Origin of the sequence: Streptomyces sp. NBC_01276, from assembly GCF_041435355.1 — a bacterium.
Taxonomy (GTDB): domain Bacteria; phylum Actinomycetota; class Actinomycetes; order Streptomycetales; family Streptomycetaceae; genus Streptomyces.
The window spans coordinates 3,925,134-3,938,316 of the sequence record NZ_CP108442.1 but is presented as its reverse complement, the minus strand read 5'-3'; the positions used below and the strand labels follow the sequence as shown (position 1 = coordinate 3,938,316).

11 protein-coding genes are annotated in these 13,183 nt (G+C 72.5%); 8 read left to right on the top strand and 3 right to left on the bottom strand.

Translation table 11 applies throughout. The annotated features are described in order from the left end of the window. Nucleotides 1-7 precede the first annotated feature (7 nt). Together OG295_RS17425 and pdhA are read right to left on the bottom strand one after the other, a co-directional pair. Nucleotides 8-988 carry an alpha-ketoacid dehydrogenase subunit beta gene (locus tag OG295_RS17425; RefSeq protein ID WP_266840227.1) on the bottom strand — a complete coding sequence of 327 codons (981 nt, stop codon included), beginning with the start codon at nt 986-988 and terminating at the stop codon, nt 8-10. Nucleotides 989-993: 5 nt separating this feature from the next. Beyond that, entirely contained in the window at nt 994-2,202 is a 1,209-nt protein-coding gene (pdhA, locus tag OG295_RS17420; RefSeq protein WP_371677694.1) for a pyruvate dehydrogenase (acetyl-transferring) E1 component subunit alpha, read from the bottom strand. Nucleotides 2,203-2,527: 325 nt separating this feature from the next. On the opposite strand from pdhA, the gene OG295_RS17415 reads away from it, so the two are divergent. Both OG295_RS17415 and OG295_RS17410 read left to right on the top strand, forming a co-directional pair. Then, on the top strand, nt 2,528-3,187 hold the full coding sequence (locus OG295_RS17415) for a response regulator (protein ID WP_371677693.1): 660 nt from the start codon (nt 2,528-2,530) through the stop codon (nt 3,185-3,187). 173 nt (nt 3,188-3,360) lie between these two features. Next, nucleotides 3,361-3,804 carry a pyridoxamine 5'-phosphate oxidase family protein gene (locus OG295_RS17410; protein WP_371677692.1) on the top strand — a complete coding sequence of 148 codons (444 nt, stop codon included), beginning with the start codon at nt 3,361-3,363 and terminating at the stop codon, nt 3,802-3,804. 73 nt (nt 3,805-3,877) lie between these two features. On the opposite strand, the gene OG295_RS17405 is transcribed toward OG295_RS17410, so the two are convergent. Further along, nucleotides 3,878-5,500 (bottom strand): protein kinase, encoded by a 1,623-nt coding sequence (locus tag OG295_RS17405; protein WP_371677691.1) that lies wholly within the window; start codon nt 5,498-5,500, stop codon nt 3,878-3,880. A gap of 226 nt (nt 5,501-5,726) precedes the next feature. Between OG295_RS17405 and OG295_RS17400 the strand changes: the two genes are divergently transcribed. From OG295_RS17400 to OG295_RS17375, 6 genes are all read left to right on the top strand, one after another. Next, a complete protein-coding gene (locus OG295_RS17400) occupies nt 5,727-7,391 on the top strand; it encodes a protein kinase (protein ID WP_371677690.1) in 1,665 nt (554 codons plus the stop codon). A gap of 186 nt (nt 7,392-7,577) precedes the next feature. Beyond that, nucleotides 7,578-7,967, top strand: a complete 390-nt coding sequence (locus OG295_RS17395; RefSeq protein WP_371677689.1) for a hypothetical protein — start codon at nt 7,578-7,580, stop codon at nt 7,965-7,967. A 185-nt stretch (nt 7,968-8,152) separates the two neighbouring features. Further along, complete coding sequence (locus OG295_RS17390; protein WP_371677688.1) at nt 8,153-8,710, top strand: hypothetical protein; 558 nt, start codon at nt 8,153-8,155, stop codon at nt 8,708-8,710. Nucleotides 8,711-8,818: 108 nt separating this feature from the next. Then, complete coding sequence (locus OG295_RS17385; RefSeq protein WP_371677687.1) at nt 8,819-9,475, top strand: PadR family transcriptional regulator; 657 nt, start codon at nt 8,819-8,821, stop codon at nt 9,473-9,475. Between the two features lie 25 nt (nt 9,476-9,500). Next, entirely contained in the window at nt 9,501-10,292 is a 792-nt protein-coding gene (locus OG295_RS17380) for an ABC transporter ATP-binding protein (protein WP_371677686.1), read from the top strand. Between the two features lie 101 nt (nt 10,293-10,393). Beyond that, nucleotides 10,394-13,153 carry an FtsX-like permease family protein gene (locus OG295_RS17375; RefSeq protein ID WP_371681221.1) on the top strand — a complete coding sequence of 920 codons (2,760 nt, stop codon included), beginning with the start codon at nt 10,394-10,396 and terminating at the stop codon, nt 13,151-13,153. The last annotated feature ends 30 nt before the right edge of the window (nt 13,154-13,183 follow it).

Genomic DNA, 13,183 nt, shown 5'->3' with positions numbered 1-13,183 from the left:
GCTCTCCTCAGTACGCCAGCGAGCGGTCGACGGCGTCGAGCACCCTGTCCAGGCCCGGCAGGTACTCGTCCTCCAGGCGGGCCGGCGGGTACGGGGCGTGGAACCCGCCCACGCGCAGCACCGGAGCCTCCAGGTGGTAGAAGCACCGCTCCGTGATGCGGGCGGCGATCTCCGCGCCCACGCCCAGGAACACCGGCGCCTCGTGGACGACCACGAGCCGGCGGGTGCGCTCGACCGAGGCCTGCAGCCCGTCGAAGTCGACGGGGGACATCGAGCGCAGGTCGACGACCTCCACCGACTTGCCCTCCTCGGCCGCCGCGGCCGCCGCCTCCATGCAGACCTTCACCATGGGGCCGTAGGCCGCCAGGGTCAGGTCGGTGCCGGAGCGGGTGACGCGCGCCTTGTGCAGCTCGCCGGGAATGGCGTCGACGTCGACCTCGCCCTTGTCCCAGTAGCGGCGCTTCGGCTCGAAGAAGATCACCGGGTCGTCGCTGAGGATCGCCTGCTGGAGCATCCAGTAGGCGTCGCTGGCGTTGGACGGCGAGACCACCTTCAGGCCCGGGACGTGCGCGAAGAGCGTCTCCGGGGACTCGCTGTGGTGCTCGACCGCGCCGATGCCGCCGGCGTACGGGATGCGGATGACGACCGGCAGCTTGATCGTGCCGAGGGAACGGGCGTGCATCTTCGCGAGCTGCGTGACGATCTGGTCGTACGCGGGGAAGACGAAACCGTCGAACTGGATCTCCACGACCGGCCGGTACCCGCGCAGGGCCAGGCCGATGGCGGTGCCGACGATGCCCGACTCGGCGAGCGGGGTGTCGATGACCCGCTCCTCGCCGAAGTCCTTCTGGAGTCCGTCGGTGATGCGGAAGACACCGCCCAGCTTGCCGACGTCCTCGCCCATGATCAGGACCTTGGGGTCCGTCTCCATGGCTTTGCGCAGCGACTCGTTGAGCGCCTTCGCGATCGACATCTTCTCGATGGCCATGGTGGTCACTCCCCACCCTCGAAGGACGCGAGGTAGGCGGCGAACTGCGCGCGCTCCTCGTCGACGAGCGCGTGCCCGTCCGCGTAGACGTTCTCGAAGATCGCCATGGTGTCGGGGTCCGGCATGGAGCGCACGACCTCGCGCACGTGCTTGCCGAGCGTCTCGCTCTCGGCCTCCAGCTCCGCGAAGAAGGCCTCGTCGGCGCCGCCGGAGGCGAGCAGGTGGGCCTTCAGGCGCAGGATCGGGTCCTTGGACTCCCAGGCCGCCGTCTCCTCGTCCCGCCGGTACTTGGTCGGGTCGTCGGAGGTGGTGTGCGCGCCCATGCGGTACGTGAACGCCTCGACCAGGGTCGGGCCCTCTCCCCGGCGGGCCCGCTCCAGGGCCCAGCGGGTGACCGCGAGGCAGGCGAGGACGTCGTTGCCGTCCACGCGGATGCCGGGGAAGCCGAAGCCCTGGGCGCGCTGGTAGAGCGGCACGCGCATCTGGCGCTCGGTCGGCTCGGAGATCGCCCACTGGTTGTTCTGGCAGAAGAACACGACGGGCGAGTTGTACACGGCGGAGAAGTTGAACGCCTCCATGACGTCGCCCTGGCTGGACGCGCCGTCGCCGAAGTACGCGATGACCGCGGAGTCGGCGCCGTCCTTGGCCACGCCCATGGCGTAGCCGGTCGCGTGCAGCGTCTGCGAGCCGATGACGATCGTGTACAGGTGGAAGTTGTTGGTGTTCGGGTCCCAGCCGCCGTGGTTCACGCCGCGGAACATGCCGAGCAGGTTCGTCGGGTCGACGCCCCGGCACCAGGCCACACCGTGCTCGCGGTAGGTCGGGAAGACGTAGTCGTCGTCGCGCAGGGCCCGGCCGGAGCCGATCTGTGCGGCCTCCTGGCCGAGCAGCGAGGCCCACAGGCCCAGCTCGCCCTGGCGCTGGAGAGCGGTCGCCTCACCGTCGAAGCGGCGGGTCAGGACCATGTCGCGGTAGAGCCCGCGCAGGTCCTCGGTGGTGATGTCCGCGACGAAGGGCGCGAACTCCGCGACGTCGGGGTGGTCCCCGGCGTCGACCCGTTCACCTTCGGGCGTCAGCAGCTGTACGAGCTGAGGTTCGGCGTCGTGCGGCTGTGCGGTGGCAGCGGCGGTCTTGCGGGCGCTCGCCGCGCCAGCCGCCCGCTTGGTGCCGCTGCTGCGTCGCGGCTTGCGCGCGGCAGTGCTCTCCACGGTCACGTGTGCTCCTCCGTCGGTCCGGCACCCGGGTTCTCCGGGGACCAGTGCGGCTCACCTGTATCCGTACCCGGGCACGGGGTGGGTGCACGGCACGTACGGGATTCAGGCGTGACAGGTGCCCCGGCGAGTGCCCTGCGCAATGCACGTTACCCAGTGCGTCGCATAACTGCGAAACCCCACTTGACCTGCGTTTTTGCTTGGATATCCAAGTAAATCGGCGGCTGTGGGAACAACGACTGGTCACAGCCTTGCAGGGGGCCGGAACAACGGCACGTTATCCCGGGTAACTCCGCCAGGGAAGGGGTGAGTGTGTGAAGATGACTTTGTGCACGAAGACGGAAAAATCAAGGTATTCCTCCTGGACGACCACGAAGTGGTACGTCGGGGCGTTCATGAGCTCTTGTCGGTAGAAGACGACATCGAGATCGTCGGTGAGGCCGGTACCGCCGCGGACGCGCTCGTGCGCATCCCGGCCACCCGCCCCGACGTGGCCGTTCTCGACGTACGGCTCCCGGACGGCAGTGGGGTCGAGGTCTGCCGCGAGGTGCGCTCCCAGAACGAGGACATCAAGTGCCTGATGCTGACCTCGTTCGCCGATGACGAGGCCCTCTTCGACGCGATCATGGCCGGTGCCTCGGGCTACGTCCTGAAGGCCATCCGGGGGAACGAGCTGCTCAGCGCCGTACGGGACGTGGCGGCCGGCAAGTCGCTGCTGGACCCGGTCGCGACCGCGCGGGTGCTGGAGCGACTGCGCGACGGCAAGAACGGCAAGGGTGACGACCGCCTCTCGAACCTCACCGAGCAGGAGCGCAAGATCCTCGACCTGATCGGCGAGGGCCTGACGAACCGCGTCATCGGGGAGCGGCTGCACCTCGCGGAGAAGACCATCAAGAACTACGTCTCCAGCCTGCTGTCGAAGCTGGGGATGGAGCGCCGTTCCCAGGCCGCCGCCTACGTGGCGCGCCTCCAGGCGGAGAAGCGCTAGTCTCCGGCGGACCTCCGGCCCGGCCCGACCGCCCTTCGAGCCGGCGGCGGGCGCCGGCGCCGCCCGGTCGCTCCGGTGCCACCGGCCGGGCCGTGTCATTCGGGACCAACGTCCCCGATCATCGGGGCCGGCTCCTCTTCCCCGAGGCCCCTCGGTGCCGGAGAGTGGTCCGCATGTCACCGGAGGAACTCCACGCCATCGAACTGCTGCGCCGCGTGCCCTACGGCCGGGTCGCCACGAGCATGCGCGCGCTGCCCTTCCTCGCCCTGGCCCGCCACATCGTGGTGGACGGCGAGGTCGTGCTGAGAATGCACGCCGGGTTCGGCTACCACCAGGCGTGCAACGGCAGTGTGGTCTCGTACGGGGCGGACAACTCCAATTCCCCGGACCCCCACCTCTGGTCGGTGCAGTTCACCGGGACCGCGCGGATCGTCGAACCGACCACCGCTGAACTGGAACTATTCGGTCCGACTCCGCATTTCGCGGACGGCACGGTGTTCGACCCCGTCTACATGCGAATCGAACCCCAGCTCGTCACCGTGCACACCCTGACGGGGCGTCCGGACGGCCGGGACCGGCGCGCTCTGCCGGACCGGCAGTACCAGCACATGCTCTGATCAGCACATTCACGTTAAAAGGCCCGGCGGAATGAATTCCGCCAGGCCTTTTTCCGTACATCCGACCGCGTGGTTACTGCGGTTCGCCGGCCGGGTTGTCGCCGCCACCGGAGGTGGGCGGCACCGTCTTCGGGGGCGTCGTCGGCGGCTTGGTCGGCGGCGTCGTCTGCGGGGCCGTCGGGGACTTCGTGTCCGGCGGCGGGGTGGTGACGGCGGTCGACGACGGGCTGGTCGTCGGCGTGTACTTGGTGCGGCTCGGCGTCGGCGTGAACGTCTCCTCGTGCGAACCGCCGGAGTCGGTGCTCGGCGGGTTCGACGGGGTGTCCGGCGTCGAGTTCGGGCTGCTCTGCGTGGTGCCCGGAGAGCTCTGGCTGGTGCCCGGCTTCCCGCCGTCGCCCTTGCCGGTGTTGCCCACGGTCTTCACCGCGTACGCGACACCGCCGGCGATCGCGAGGACCGCGAGCAGCGCGAACACCCACATCTTCCACCGGCCGCCGCGACGGCCGTCGTAGCCGCCGTCGTACCCGCCGTACCCGCCGTGGCCGTTGCCCGGACCGCCGTGACCGCCGTGACCGCCGCCGCCGGGGAAGGCGGTGCCGTCGTCGGGGTTGAGCGGGGGCACCATCGGCTGCTGGAACTGCGAGGTCGTGGCGTGCGCGTTGTACTGCGGACGCGGGCCGCCGTTGCCGCCCGCGGGCATGGCCGTGGTGGCCGCGCCGCCCGGCTGGCCGTGCGGGAGCGACATGGTGACGGGGCCGGTGTTCCAGGTGCCGGTGTTCGGCCCCTGGTCCTGGAGCATCTGGAGCGCGTACTGGACGAGCCCGCGCATCTCCTCGGCGCTCTGGAAGCGGTCGTCCGGGTCCTTGGCCAGCGACCGCATGACCAGGCCGTCGAGTTCCTGCGGGATCGAGTGGCCCTCGGGCAGCTGCGACGGCGGCACCGGCGCGTCCTGGACGTGCTGGTAGACCACCGACAGCGGGGTCTCACCGGTGAAGGGGGGCCGCAGCGCGAGGAGTTCGTAGAGGAGGCAGCCGGTCGCGTACAGGTCGCTGCGGTGGTCCACGGCCTTGCCGAGGGCCTGTTCCGGCGACAGGTACTGCGGGGTGCCCATGACCATGCCGGTCTGGGTCATCGTCGACTGCGCGCCGTGCAGGGCGCGGGCGATGCCGAAGTCCATCACCTTCACCGCGCCGGTGTTGGTGATGATGACGTTGGCGGGCTTGATGTCGCGGTGCACGATGCCGTGCTGGTGCGAGTACGCCAGCGCTTCCAGCACGCCGGAGACGATGATGAGCGCCTGCTCGGGCCCGGGGGCCTCGGCGCTGATCAGCAGGTCGCGGATGGTGCGGCCCTCGACCAGCTCCATCACGATGTAGGGGACGACGTTCGGGCCGACCTGGTCCTCGCCCGAGTCGTACACGGCGACCACCGCGTGGTGGTTCAGTCCGGCGACCGACTGCGCCTCACGCGTGAAGCGGGCCTTGGAGACCGGGTCCTCGGCGAGGTCCGCGCGCAGCAGCTTCACGGCCACGGTGCGGCCGAGGCGCACGTCCTCGGCGGCGAAGACCTCCGCCATGCCGCCGCGGCCCAGTCGGTGGGTGAGACGGTAACGTCCGTCGCCCACCAGGCCGCCGGCGCCCCAGTGCTCAGGACCGTCGGCCATCCCGGCGCCGTTTCCCTCGGGTTCGGGTGCCATCAGTCCTCGCCGTCGTCTCTCTCGTCCGCTCTAGCGGTGGGTCCTCATCGGGTGCTCCGATGAACGCTACAGCCTCCGAACCGGTCACCGTTCGGACACAGACACCCTGTGGCCCCATGGTCACGCAGCGGGCACCGGCTTGACGTGTGCTTGCCCTCCGGCAGACTGGGCGCGACATGCGCTCAGCCAGACGCGTAGGGACACAGCCCGAGGGGAAGCAACAGTCATGAGCCAGGACGGCACACAGGGCCGGTACGCAGGCGGCTCCCTGGCCGGTGGCCGTTACCAGCTAAGGGATTTGCTGGGCGAGGGGGGCATGGCCTCGGTCTACCTCGCGTACGACTCCGCGCTCGACCGCCAGGTCGCCATCAAGACCCTGCACAGCGAACTCGGGCGCGAAGCCTCCTTCCGCGAGCGCTTCCGGCGGGAAGCGCAGGCTGTTGCGAAACTGTCGCACACCAATATCGTCTCGGTCTTCGACACCGGCGAGGGCGAGGTGACGTTCGGCTCCTCCGGCGCCGACGGCACGGTCATGCCGTACATCGTCATGGAGTACGTGGAGGGGCAGCCGCTCGGCTCCGTCCTCGACGCGGACGTCCACCAGTACGGGGCGATGCCGGCCGACAAGGCGCTGAAGGTGACGGCCGACGTGCTGGCCGCGCTGGAGACCAGCCACGAGATGGGCCTGGTCCACCGCGACATCAAGCCCGGCAACGTGATGATGACCAAGCGCGGCGTGGTCAAGGTCATGGACTTCGGGATCGCGCGGGCCATGCAGTCGGGGGTCACCTCGATGACGCAGACCGGCATGGTCGTCGGCACCCCGCAGTACCTCTCGCCGGAGCAGGCGCTGGGGCGGGGCGTGGACGCCCGGTCCGACCTGTATTCGGTCGGCATCATGCTGTTCCAGCTGCTGACGGGCCGGATCCCGTTCGAGGCGGACTCCCCACTGGCGATCGCGTACGCGCACGTCCAGGAGGAGCCGGTGGCTCCGTCGAGCATCAACCGCTCGATCACCCCGGCCATGGACGCCCTGGTGGCGCGGGCCCTGAAGAAGAACCCGAACGAGCGCTTCCCGACGGCCTCGGCCATGCGGGACGAGATCTCGCGGGTCATGTCGGCCGGACAGACCGGGGCTCCGGCCATCGTCCCGGGCGCCGGTCCGGGCGGCAGCGGGGCGGGCGTCGGCTCGGCGGTGTTCCCGCCGGTGGACTCCGGGTTCCAGGCGCCGTCGGCGCAGTCGCTCCAGCAGCCGTACCCGGGCGCGCAGACCCCGCCGCCGTCCCCGTACGCGCCGACGCCCCCGCCGCAGCAGCACGCGCAGGGCGGTTACGCGTACCCGCACACCCCGGCGCCGCAGCAGCAGTACGCCCCGCAGACCCCGCCGCCGTTCACCATCTCCCCCTCCCCGACGTCCGCCCCGTCGGCCTCCTCGACGGGTGGCGGGAAGCGGAACACCCCGGTGGTGGTCGGGGCGATCGCGGTGGCCCTGCTGGCCATCGGCGGCCTGATCGCGGTGCTGAACTCGGGTGGCGACGAGGGCGACGGCGACGAGGCCTCGCCGGGCACGTCGGCGTCCGCGTCCGCTCCCGCGGCGGCGGGCCACAAGGGGCCGGACACCTCGCGCACGATCGACCTGGAGAAGTGCAAGAGCCCCACGAAGTCCTACAAGGACGCCTCGAAGGTCGTGGCACCGGACTTCCGCTACAAGAACCTGCGTTCGGTGAAGGAGTGCATCCAGGCCGCGGGCTGGAGGTTCACCATCCAGGACCGCGACGAGGCGGTCTACGGGCAGGACACCGTCCTGGAGCAGCTGCCGGCGGCGAGCTCGGACGTCCCCAAGGACGGGACGGAGTTCACCCTGGTCGTCTCCACCGGCGACCCGCAGTAGGACGCCGGGGGCCCCGCGCGGCCGCGTTCCCCGGGACGGCGCGGCCACGCGCCCCGGGACGCGGCCGTACGCCCCGGCGTGCGCCGGTGCGCCTCGGTGCGCCGGGACCCCGGTCACGGGAGGGTTCCTCCACCACACGATGGAGGAACCCTTGCGCACCGTCTTCCGTTCGCTGATGTCTCGGCCGTGGCCGCCGCCGCCGGCGCCCTGCTCGTCGCACCCGCGTCCGCCGCCGCTTCCACCAGCACCGACTGCTCCTCCCCGGGGGCGTACGGCAGTGCCACCTGGACCTGGGCCGGCCGGGGCGCCCTGCGCGATCTGCGACTGACGGCCGTGGACACCGCCGACGACTCCCGGATCGCGGGCGTACGCCTCTACACGCTCGACACCGCCGGGCACACCCACTACCGGCAGTGGCGCCTGAACGCCAACGGTTCGGGCAGCAGCCAGAGCTGGACCACCTCGCTGGACGACGCCCGGGGCATCTCCCGCGTCGGCGTGAAGGCCGCGGCCTTCGACGACCGCGGCTACCGGCAGCTGTGCGGGTCCGCCTCGTCGGCCAACCCCTTGCGCTAGGCCGTCGCCGAGGCACCCGAAGGACTGGGCTCCGCCCCGGGCCACCCTCACGGACGGCCCGGGATGCCGGTTTTGCCCCATTATGCAAATCTGAGGACGTCATTCCGACGCCTCGATTCCGACGCCTCGGTCCCGCCGCCCCGGCGTCCCCGCGTCCCGGCCGCACGGAAGGGGAGGGGCTCCCCGTGACTCGACGCCCGCGCGCGCCGCGCTGGACCGCCGGGGCCCTGCTGGCCGGGGCCGCGCTGCTGGCCGCCGCGCCCGCGGGAGCGCCGCCCCCCGCCCGAGCCCCCGCGGCCCTCGCCGCGACGACGGCCGGGGCGAAGGCGGCCGTCCCGGTTGCCGAAGTACCGGAAGAGGCCTACGAGGAGCTCGCCGGCAGCGCGGCCGGCGTCGGCCGGGAACACCCCGGGAGGCCCGCCGAGGAACCCCCCGCCGCCGAGTTCGCCGCGGCCCCCCACGCGGTGCACCCGGCCCGCCCGCGGCCCCAGAACCCGGATCCGGCCGCGTCCGCGCACACGCCCCCGGGCGCCACCCCGAACCCCGCCCGGAGCCCCTCCCGGAACTCCGCCCGCAGCCCCGCCCCGAGCCACCCCGACCCCTCCGCGGTCACCGCGGTCGGCGCGGAACCCAACGGACGGGCCGCCGACCTGGCCGCGCACATGCTGCCACTCGGCACCGGACTGGCCCTGATGGGACTGGGCCTCGGGTACATGGGCGCGCGGCTGCGCCAGGGGCGCTAGCCGGGGGCACGGCCGGAGCACCGGCCCCGCCACGGCGGGCCCGCGCACCGCGCCACGCGGGCCATACCGGGTATACATACTGGGTATGCCAAGGTATACATACTCAGTATGTCGATCCGTCACGGGCTTCTCGCCCTACTGGAACGGGGCCCCCGCTACGGGTCCCAGCTGCGTTCCGAATTCGAATCCCGCACCGGCTCCACCTGGCCGCTCAACGTCGGGCAGGTGTACACGACCCTCGGCCGCCTGGAGCGGGACGGGCTCGTCGCGCCCGGCGGCGAGGACACCGCCGGGCACACCCTCTACGCCATCACAGACACCGGCCGCGCCGAACTCCGCGAGTGGTACGAACGCCCGGTCGACCGCACCAACCCGCCCCGCGACGAGCTCTCCATCAAGCTCGCCATGGCCGTGGGCGCCCCCGGCGTGGACATCCGCGCCGTCATCCAGTCCCAACGGCACGCCACCATCAAGGCGATGCAGGACTACACCCGGCTCAAGGCCCAGGCCGTCACCGCCATCGAGAGCGGCCGCTCCGACGAACGCGACGACCTGGCCTGGCTCCTGGTCCTGGAACAGCTCATCTTCCAGACCGAGGCCGAGGCCCGCTGGCTCGACCACTCCGAGTCCCGGCTGGTCCGGCTGGCCGCCCGCGCCGCCGCCGAGCCCGCGCCGCCGGCCGCCCCGGACGCACCCCGGACCACCGGCCCCGCCGCAGACGCCACCGCCGTCCCGCCCCGCAGCGCCCGTACGCGGCGCGGCTGAAGCACCCTTCCAGGGGGGATCCCTCATGCCCAACCAGCACCGTTCCCGGGCCATACCCAAGACCGGGGGCCACACCGTGCCCCGGTCCGCGTCCCAGCCCGTACTCCAGCTCGACCGGCTCGTCCGCACCCACGGCAGCGGCGCCACCGAGGTGCACGCCCTGCGCGGCATCGACCTGAGCGTCCACGCCGGAGAACTCGTCGCCGTCATGGGCCCTTCCGGCTCCGGCAAGTCGACCCTGCTCACCCTCGCGGGCGGGCTCGACACCCCCACGAGCGGCCACGTCATCGTCGAAGGCGTGGACATCACCACCGCCGGACGCCGGCAGCTCGCCGCCCTGCGCCGCCGCAGCATCGGCTACGTCTTCCAGGACTACAACCTCATCCCGGCCCTCACCGCAGCCGAGAACGTGGCCCTGCCCCTCGAACTCGACGGCACCTCCGCCCGCCGGGCCCGCGCCGCCGCCCTCACCGCCCTGGACGAGATCGGCCTGCGCTCCCTCGCCGAACGCTTCCCCGACGAGATGTCCGGCGGCCAGCAGCAGCGCGTCGCCCTCGCCCGCGCCCTGGTCGGCGACCGCCGCCTGGTCCTCGCCGACGAACCCACCGGCGCCCTCGACTCCGAGACCGGCGAATCCGTCCTCGCGCTGCTGCGCTCCCGCTGCGACGCGGGCGCGGCCGGGATCCTCGTCACCCACGAACCCCGCTTCGCCGCCTGGGCCGACCGGGTCGTCTTCCTGCGCGACGGCAGCGTCGTCGACGAAACCCTGCGCAGCCGGGCCGACTCGCTGCTCTCCGGGCGGGCGGCCGGCCTGTGAGCTCACTGTTCGGCTCCTGGTACCACCCCTGGGCCGCGGCCCTGCGCATCGCCCGCCGCGACGCCTGGCGCGCCAAGGGCCGCAGCGTCCTGGTCCTGTCGATGATCGCCCTGCCGATCGTCGGAGTGAGCGCCGCCGACCTCACCCTGCGCAGCTCCGAGCTGACCACCGAGCAGCAGCTGGCCCGTCAGATCGGCGCCGCCGACGCCCGGTTCTCCGAGACCGGCCTCGACGGCCCGATCCTCCAGCACCCCGACGGCCGGCGCTACGCCCCCGTCGGCGGCTACGAGAAGTACCGGCCCGCCCCGGAGAAGAAGCCGTCCTCGCTGAAGGACGCGATCCCGGCCGGCGCCCAGGTCGCCGAGGACGGCAAGAGCAACATCAAGGTGCACAGCGCCCACGGACTGCTCATGACCGAACTGCGCGAACTGGACGTCCACAGCCCGCTGACCCGCGGCCTGATCACGCTCGACCGCGGCCGGCTGCCGCAGGGCCCCGGCGAGGTCATCGCCACCAACACCTTCCTCAAGGAGTCCGGGCTGCACGTCGGCTCCGCGGCCACCCCGCGCGGCTCCCCCTCCTCCTACCGCATCGTCGGCGCCTACGAGCTCCCGTCCAGCCTGCGCACCCCCGAGCTCCTGGCCCTCCCCGGGACCCTGTTCGCCCCGCTGGACCGGGCCCTGCGGGCCGACGCGGGAAGCGGGCTCCACACCAGCACCTCCTACCTGGTCTCGACGGGTGGCGAAGGTTTCACGTGGAACACCGTCATGGCGGCCAACGCCAAGGGCGCCCTGGTGGACTCCCGCGCCGTGACCCGGCGCCCGCCCGCCGACGCCGAGGTGCCCCTGTTCAAGCAGGAGCCCAAGGAGCGCTACGCCGAGAACAACGACGGCGGCAAGGTCACCGAGCAGGCCGTCCTGGCCACCGTCGTGGGTCTGACCATGCTGGAGGTCTGCCTGCTCGCCGGACCCGCCTTCGCGGTCGGCGCCCGGCGCTCGCGCCGCCAGCTCGGCCTGGTCGGCGCCAACGGCGGCGACAGGCGGCACATCCGCGCCGTGGTCCTCTCCGGCGGCCTGGTGATCGGAGCCGCCGCCGCCCTCGTCGGCACCGCGATCGGAACGGCCCTCACCCTCGGGCTGCGGCCCGTCCTGGAGGAGCAGATCGGCAGCCGCTTCGGCGGCTTCTCCGTCCGCCCGCTGGAGATCCTCGGCATCGCCGGGCTCGCCGTGCTGACCGGCCTGCTCGCCGCGATCGCCCCCGCCGTCACCGCCTCCCGGCAGACCGTCCTGGCCTCCCTCACCGGCCGCCGCGGCGTCCGCCGGGCCGGCCGGGTACTGCCCGTCATCGGCCTGCTCGCCATCGCCGGCGGCGTCACGATCGCCCTCTACGGGGCCGAGTACCGGATCAGCCCCACCTTCGTCTCGGGCGGCAGCGCCCTCGCCGAACTGGGCGTCGTCGCCCTCACCCCGGTGCTGGTCGGGCTCTTCGGGCGGCTCGGCCGGCTGCTGCCGCTGTCGCCCCGGCTCGCCCTGCGCGACTCCGTCCGCAACCGGGGGCGTACGGCACCCGCCGTGGCCGCCGTCCTGGCCGCCGTCGCCGGAACCGTGGCCGTCTCCACGTACCAGCACAGCAAGGACGTCCAGGCCCGCCACGAGTACACCGCCGAGCTCCCCACCGGCTCCGGCTACCTGATGGCCAGCGACAACCGCGGCCACAAGGACGTACCGGCCCTGCGCGACACCCTCGCGAAGGACCTGCCGCTGGCCGTACGGGCCGACGCGGACCGGCTCGTCGCCGGGAACCCGGGCTGCTCCCAGGGCTCCTCGGAGCCGGGCTGCGGACGGGTCGAGGTCATCACCCCGAAGGAGCAGCGCTGCCCGCTCAGCGAGGCCGAACACGGGCCCGCCTCCTTCCCCCCGGCGGAGGTCAAGCGGCTGCGGCAGGACGACCCGCGCTGCGCGGTACGGGACTTCATCGCCGTCTCGGAGACCGTCGTCGCCGACGAGAAGCTGATGTCCGTCCTGGCGGTCACCGACCCCGGCTCCGTGGCGGCCCTGAAGGAGGGCCGGGCCGTGGCCTTCGACCCGCGCATCGTCAAGGACGGCAAGGTCACCCTGCGGATCGTCACCGATCCGGCGGCGGCCGACGCGGCCCTCGAAAAGCGCGCCGATCCTCCCGGTGAGGACAAGCGGCTCACGGTCCACACGGCCCCGGCCGGGACGAACGCCTGGGGCGTGCACCTGGTGGTCCCGCCCGCCGCCGCCAAGGCGGCCGGCATCGCCACCGCCCCCGTCGGCTCGTACTTCCGCCTCGACGGGAAGGCCGGCAGCGAGCAGCGGCAACGGCTCGACGGGGACATCGACCGGCTGGGCGCCGACGCCCGGGTCAAGATCGAGTCGGGTTACCAGGGGCAGAGCACGGTGGGCGTCCTCGCGCTCAGCGTCTTCGCGGGCCTGGTCACCATCGGCGCGGCCGGCATCGCGACCGGCCTGGCCCAGGCGGACTCCGAGGCCGACCTGAAGACGCTGGCCGCGGTCGGCGCGGCCCCGCGGGTACGGCGCACGCTCAGCGGCTTCCAGTGCGGGGTGGTCGCCCTGATGGGCGTGGTGCTCGGCGCCGCGGCGGGCATCCTGCCGGCCGTCGGGCTCCGGCTCACCCAGGAGAACGAGCAGCGGCGCCTGGTCGAGCACGGCCTGGAGCTGGGCTTCGCCACGGCGCGCGACGCCGAGATCTACGTGCCGATCTCGGTGCCCTGGGACACCATCGCCGGACTCCTGGTCCTGGTCCCGCTCGGCGCGGCCCTCCTGGCGGCCCTGGTCACCCGTTCGAACGGCACGCTGGCCCGCCGGGCGGCGGGCTGAGGTTGCGGCCCCCGTACAGGGTGGATCACG

What these genes read in the sequence shown, in the direction of transcription:
- OG295_RS17425 (WP_266840227.1), bottom strand. Translation starts at nt 988, where the DNA reads ATGGCCATCGAGAAGATGTCGATCGCGAAGGCGCTCAACGAGTCGCTG.
- OG295_RS17410 (WP_371677692.1), top strand. Translation starts at nt 3,361, where the DNA reads ATGTCACCGGAGGAACTCCACGCCATCGAACTGCTGCGCCGCGTGCCC.
- OG295_RS17405 (WP_371677691.1), bottom strand. Translation starts at nt 5,500, where the DNA reads ATGGCACCCGAACCCGAGGGAAACGGCGCCGGGATGGCCGACGGTCCT.
- OG295_RS17400 (WP_371677690.1), top strand. Translation starts at nt 5,727, where the DNA reads ATGAGCCAGGACGGCACACAGGGCCGGTACGCAGGCGGCTCCCTGGCC.
- OG295_RS17385 (WP_371677687.1), top strand. Translation starts at nt 8,819, where the DNA reads ATGTCGATCCGTCACGGGCTTCTCGCCCTACTGGAACGGGGCCCCCGC.
- OG295_RS17380 (WP_371677686.1), top strand. Translation starts at nt 9,501, where the DNA reads ATGCCCAACCAGCACCGTTCCCGGGCCATACCCAAGACCGGGGGCCAC.
- OG295_RS17375 (WP_371681221.1), top strand. Translation starts at nt 10,394, where the DNA reads ATGATCGCCCTGCCGATCGTCGGAGTGAGCGCCGCCGACCTCACCCTG.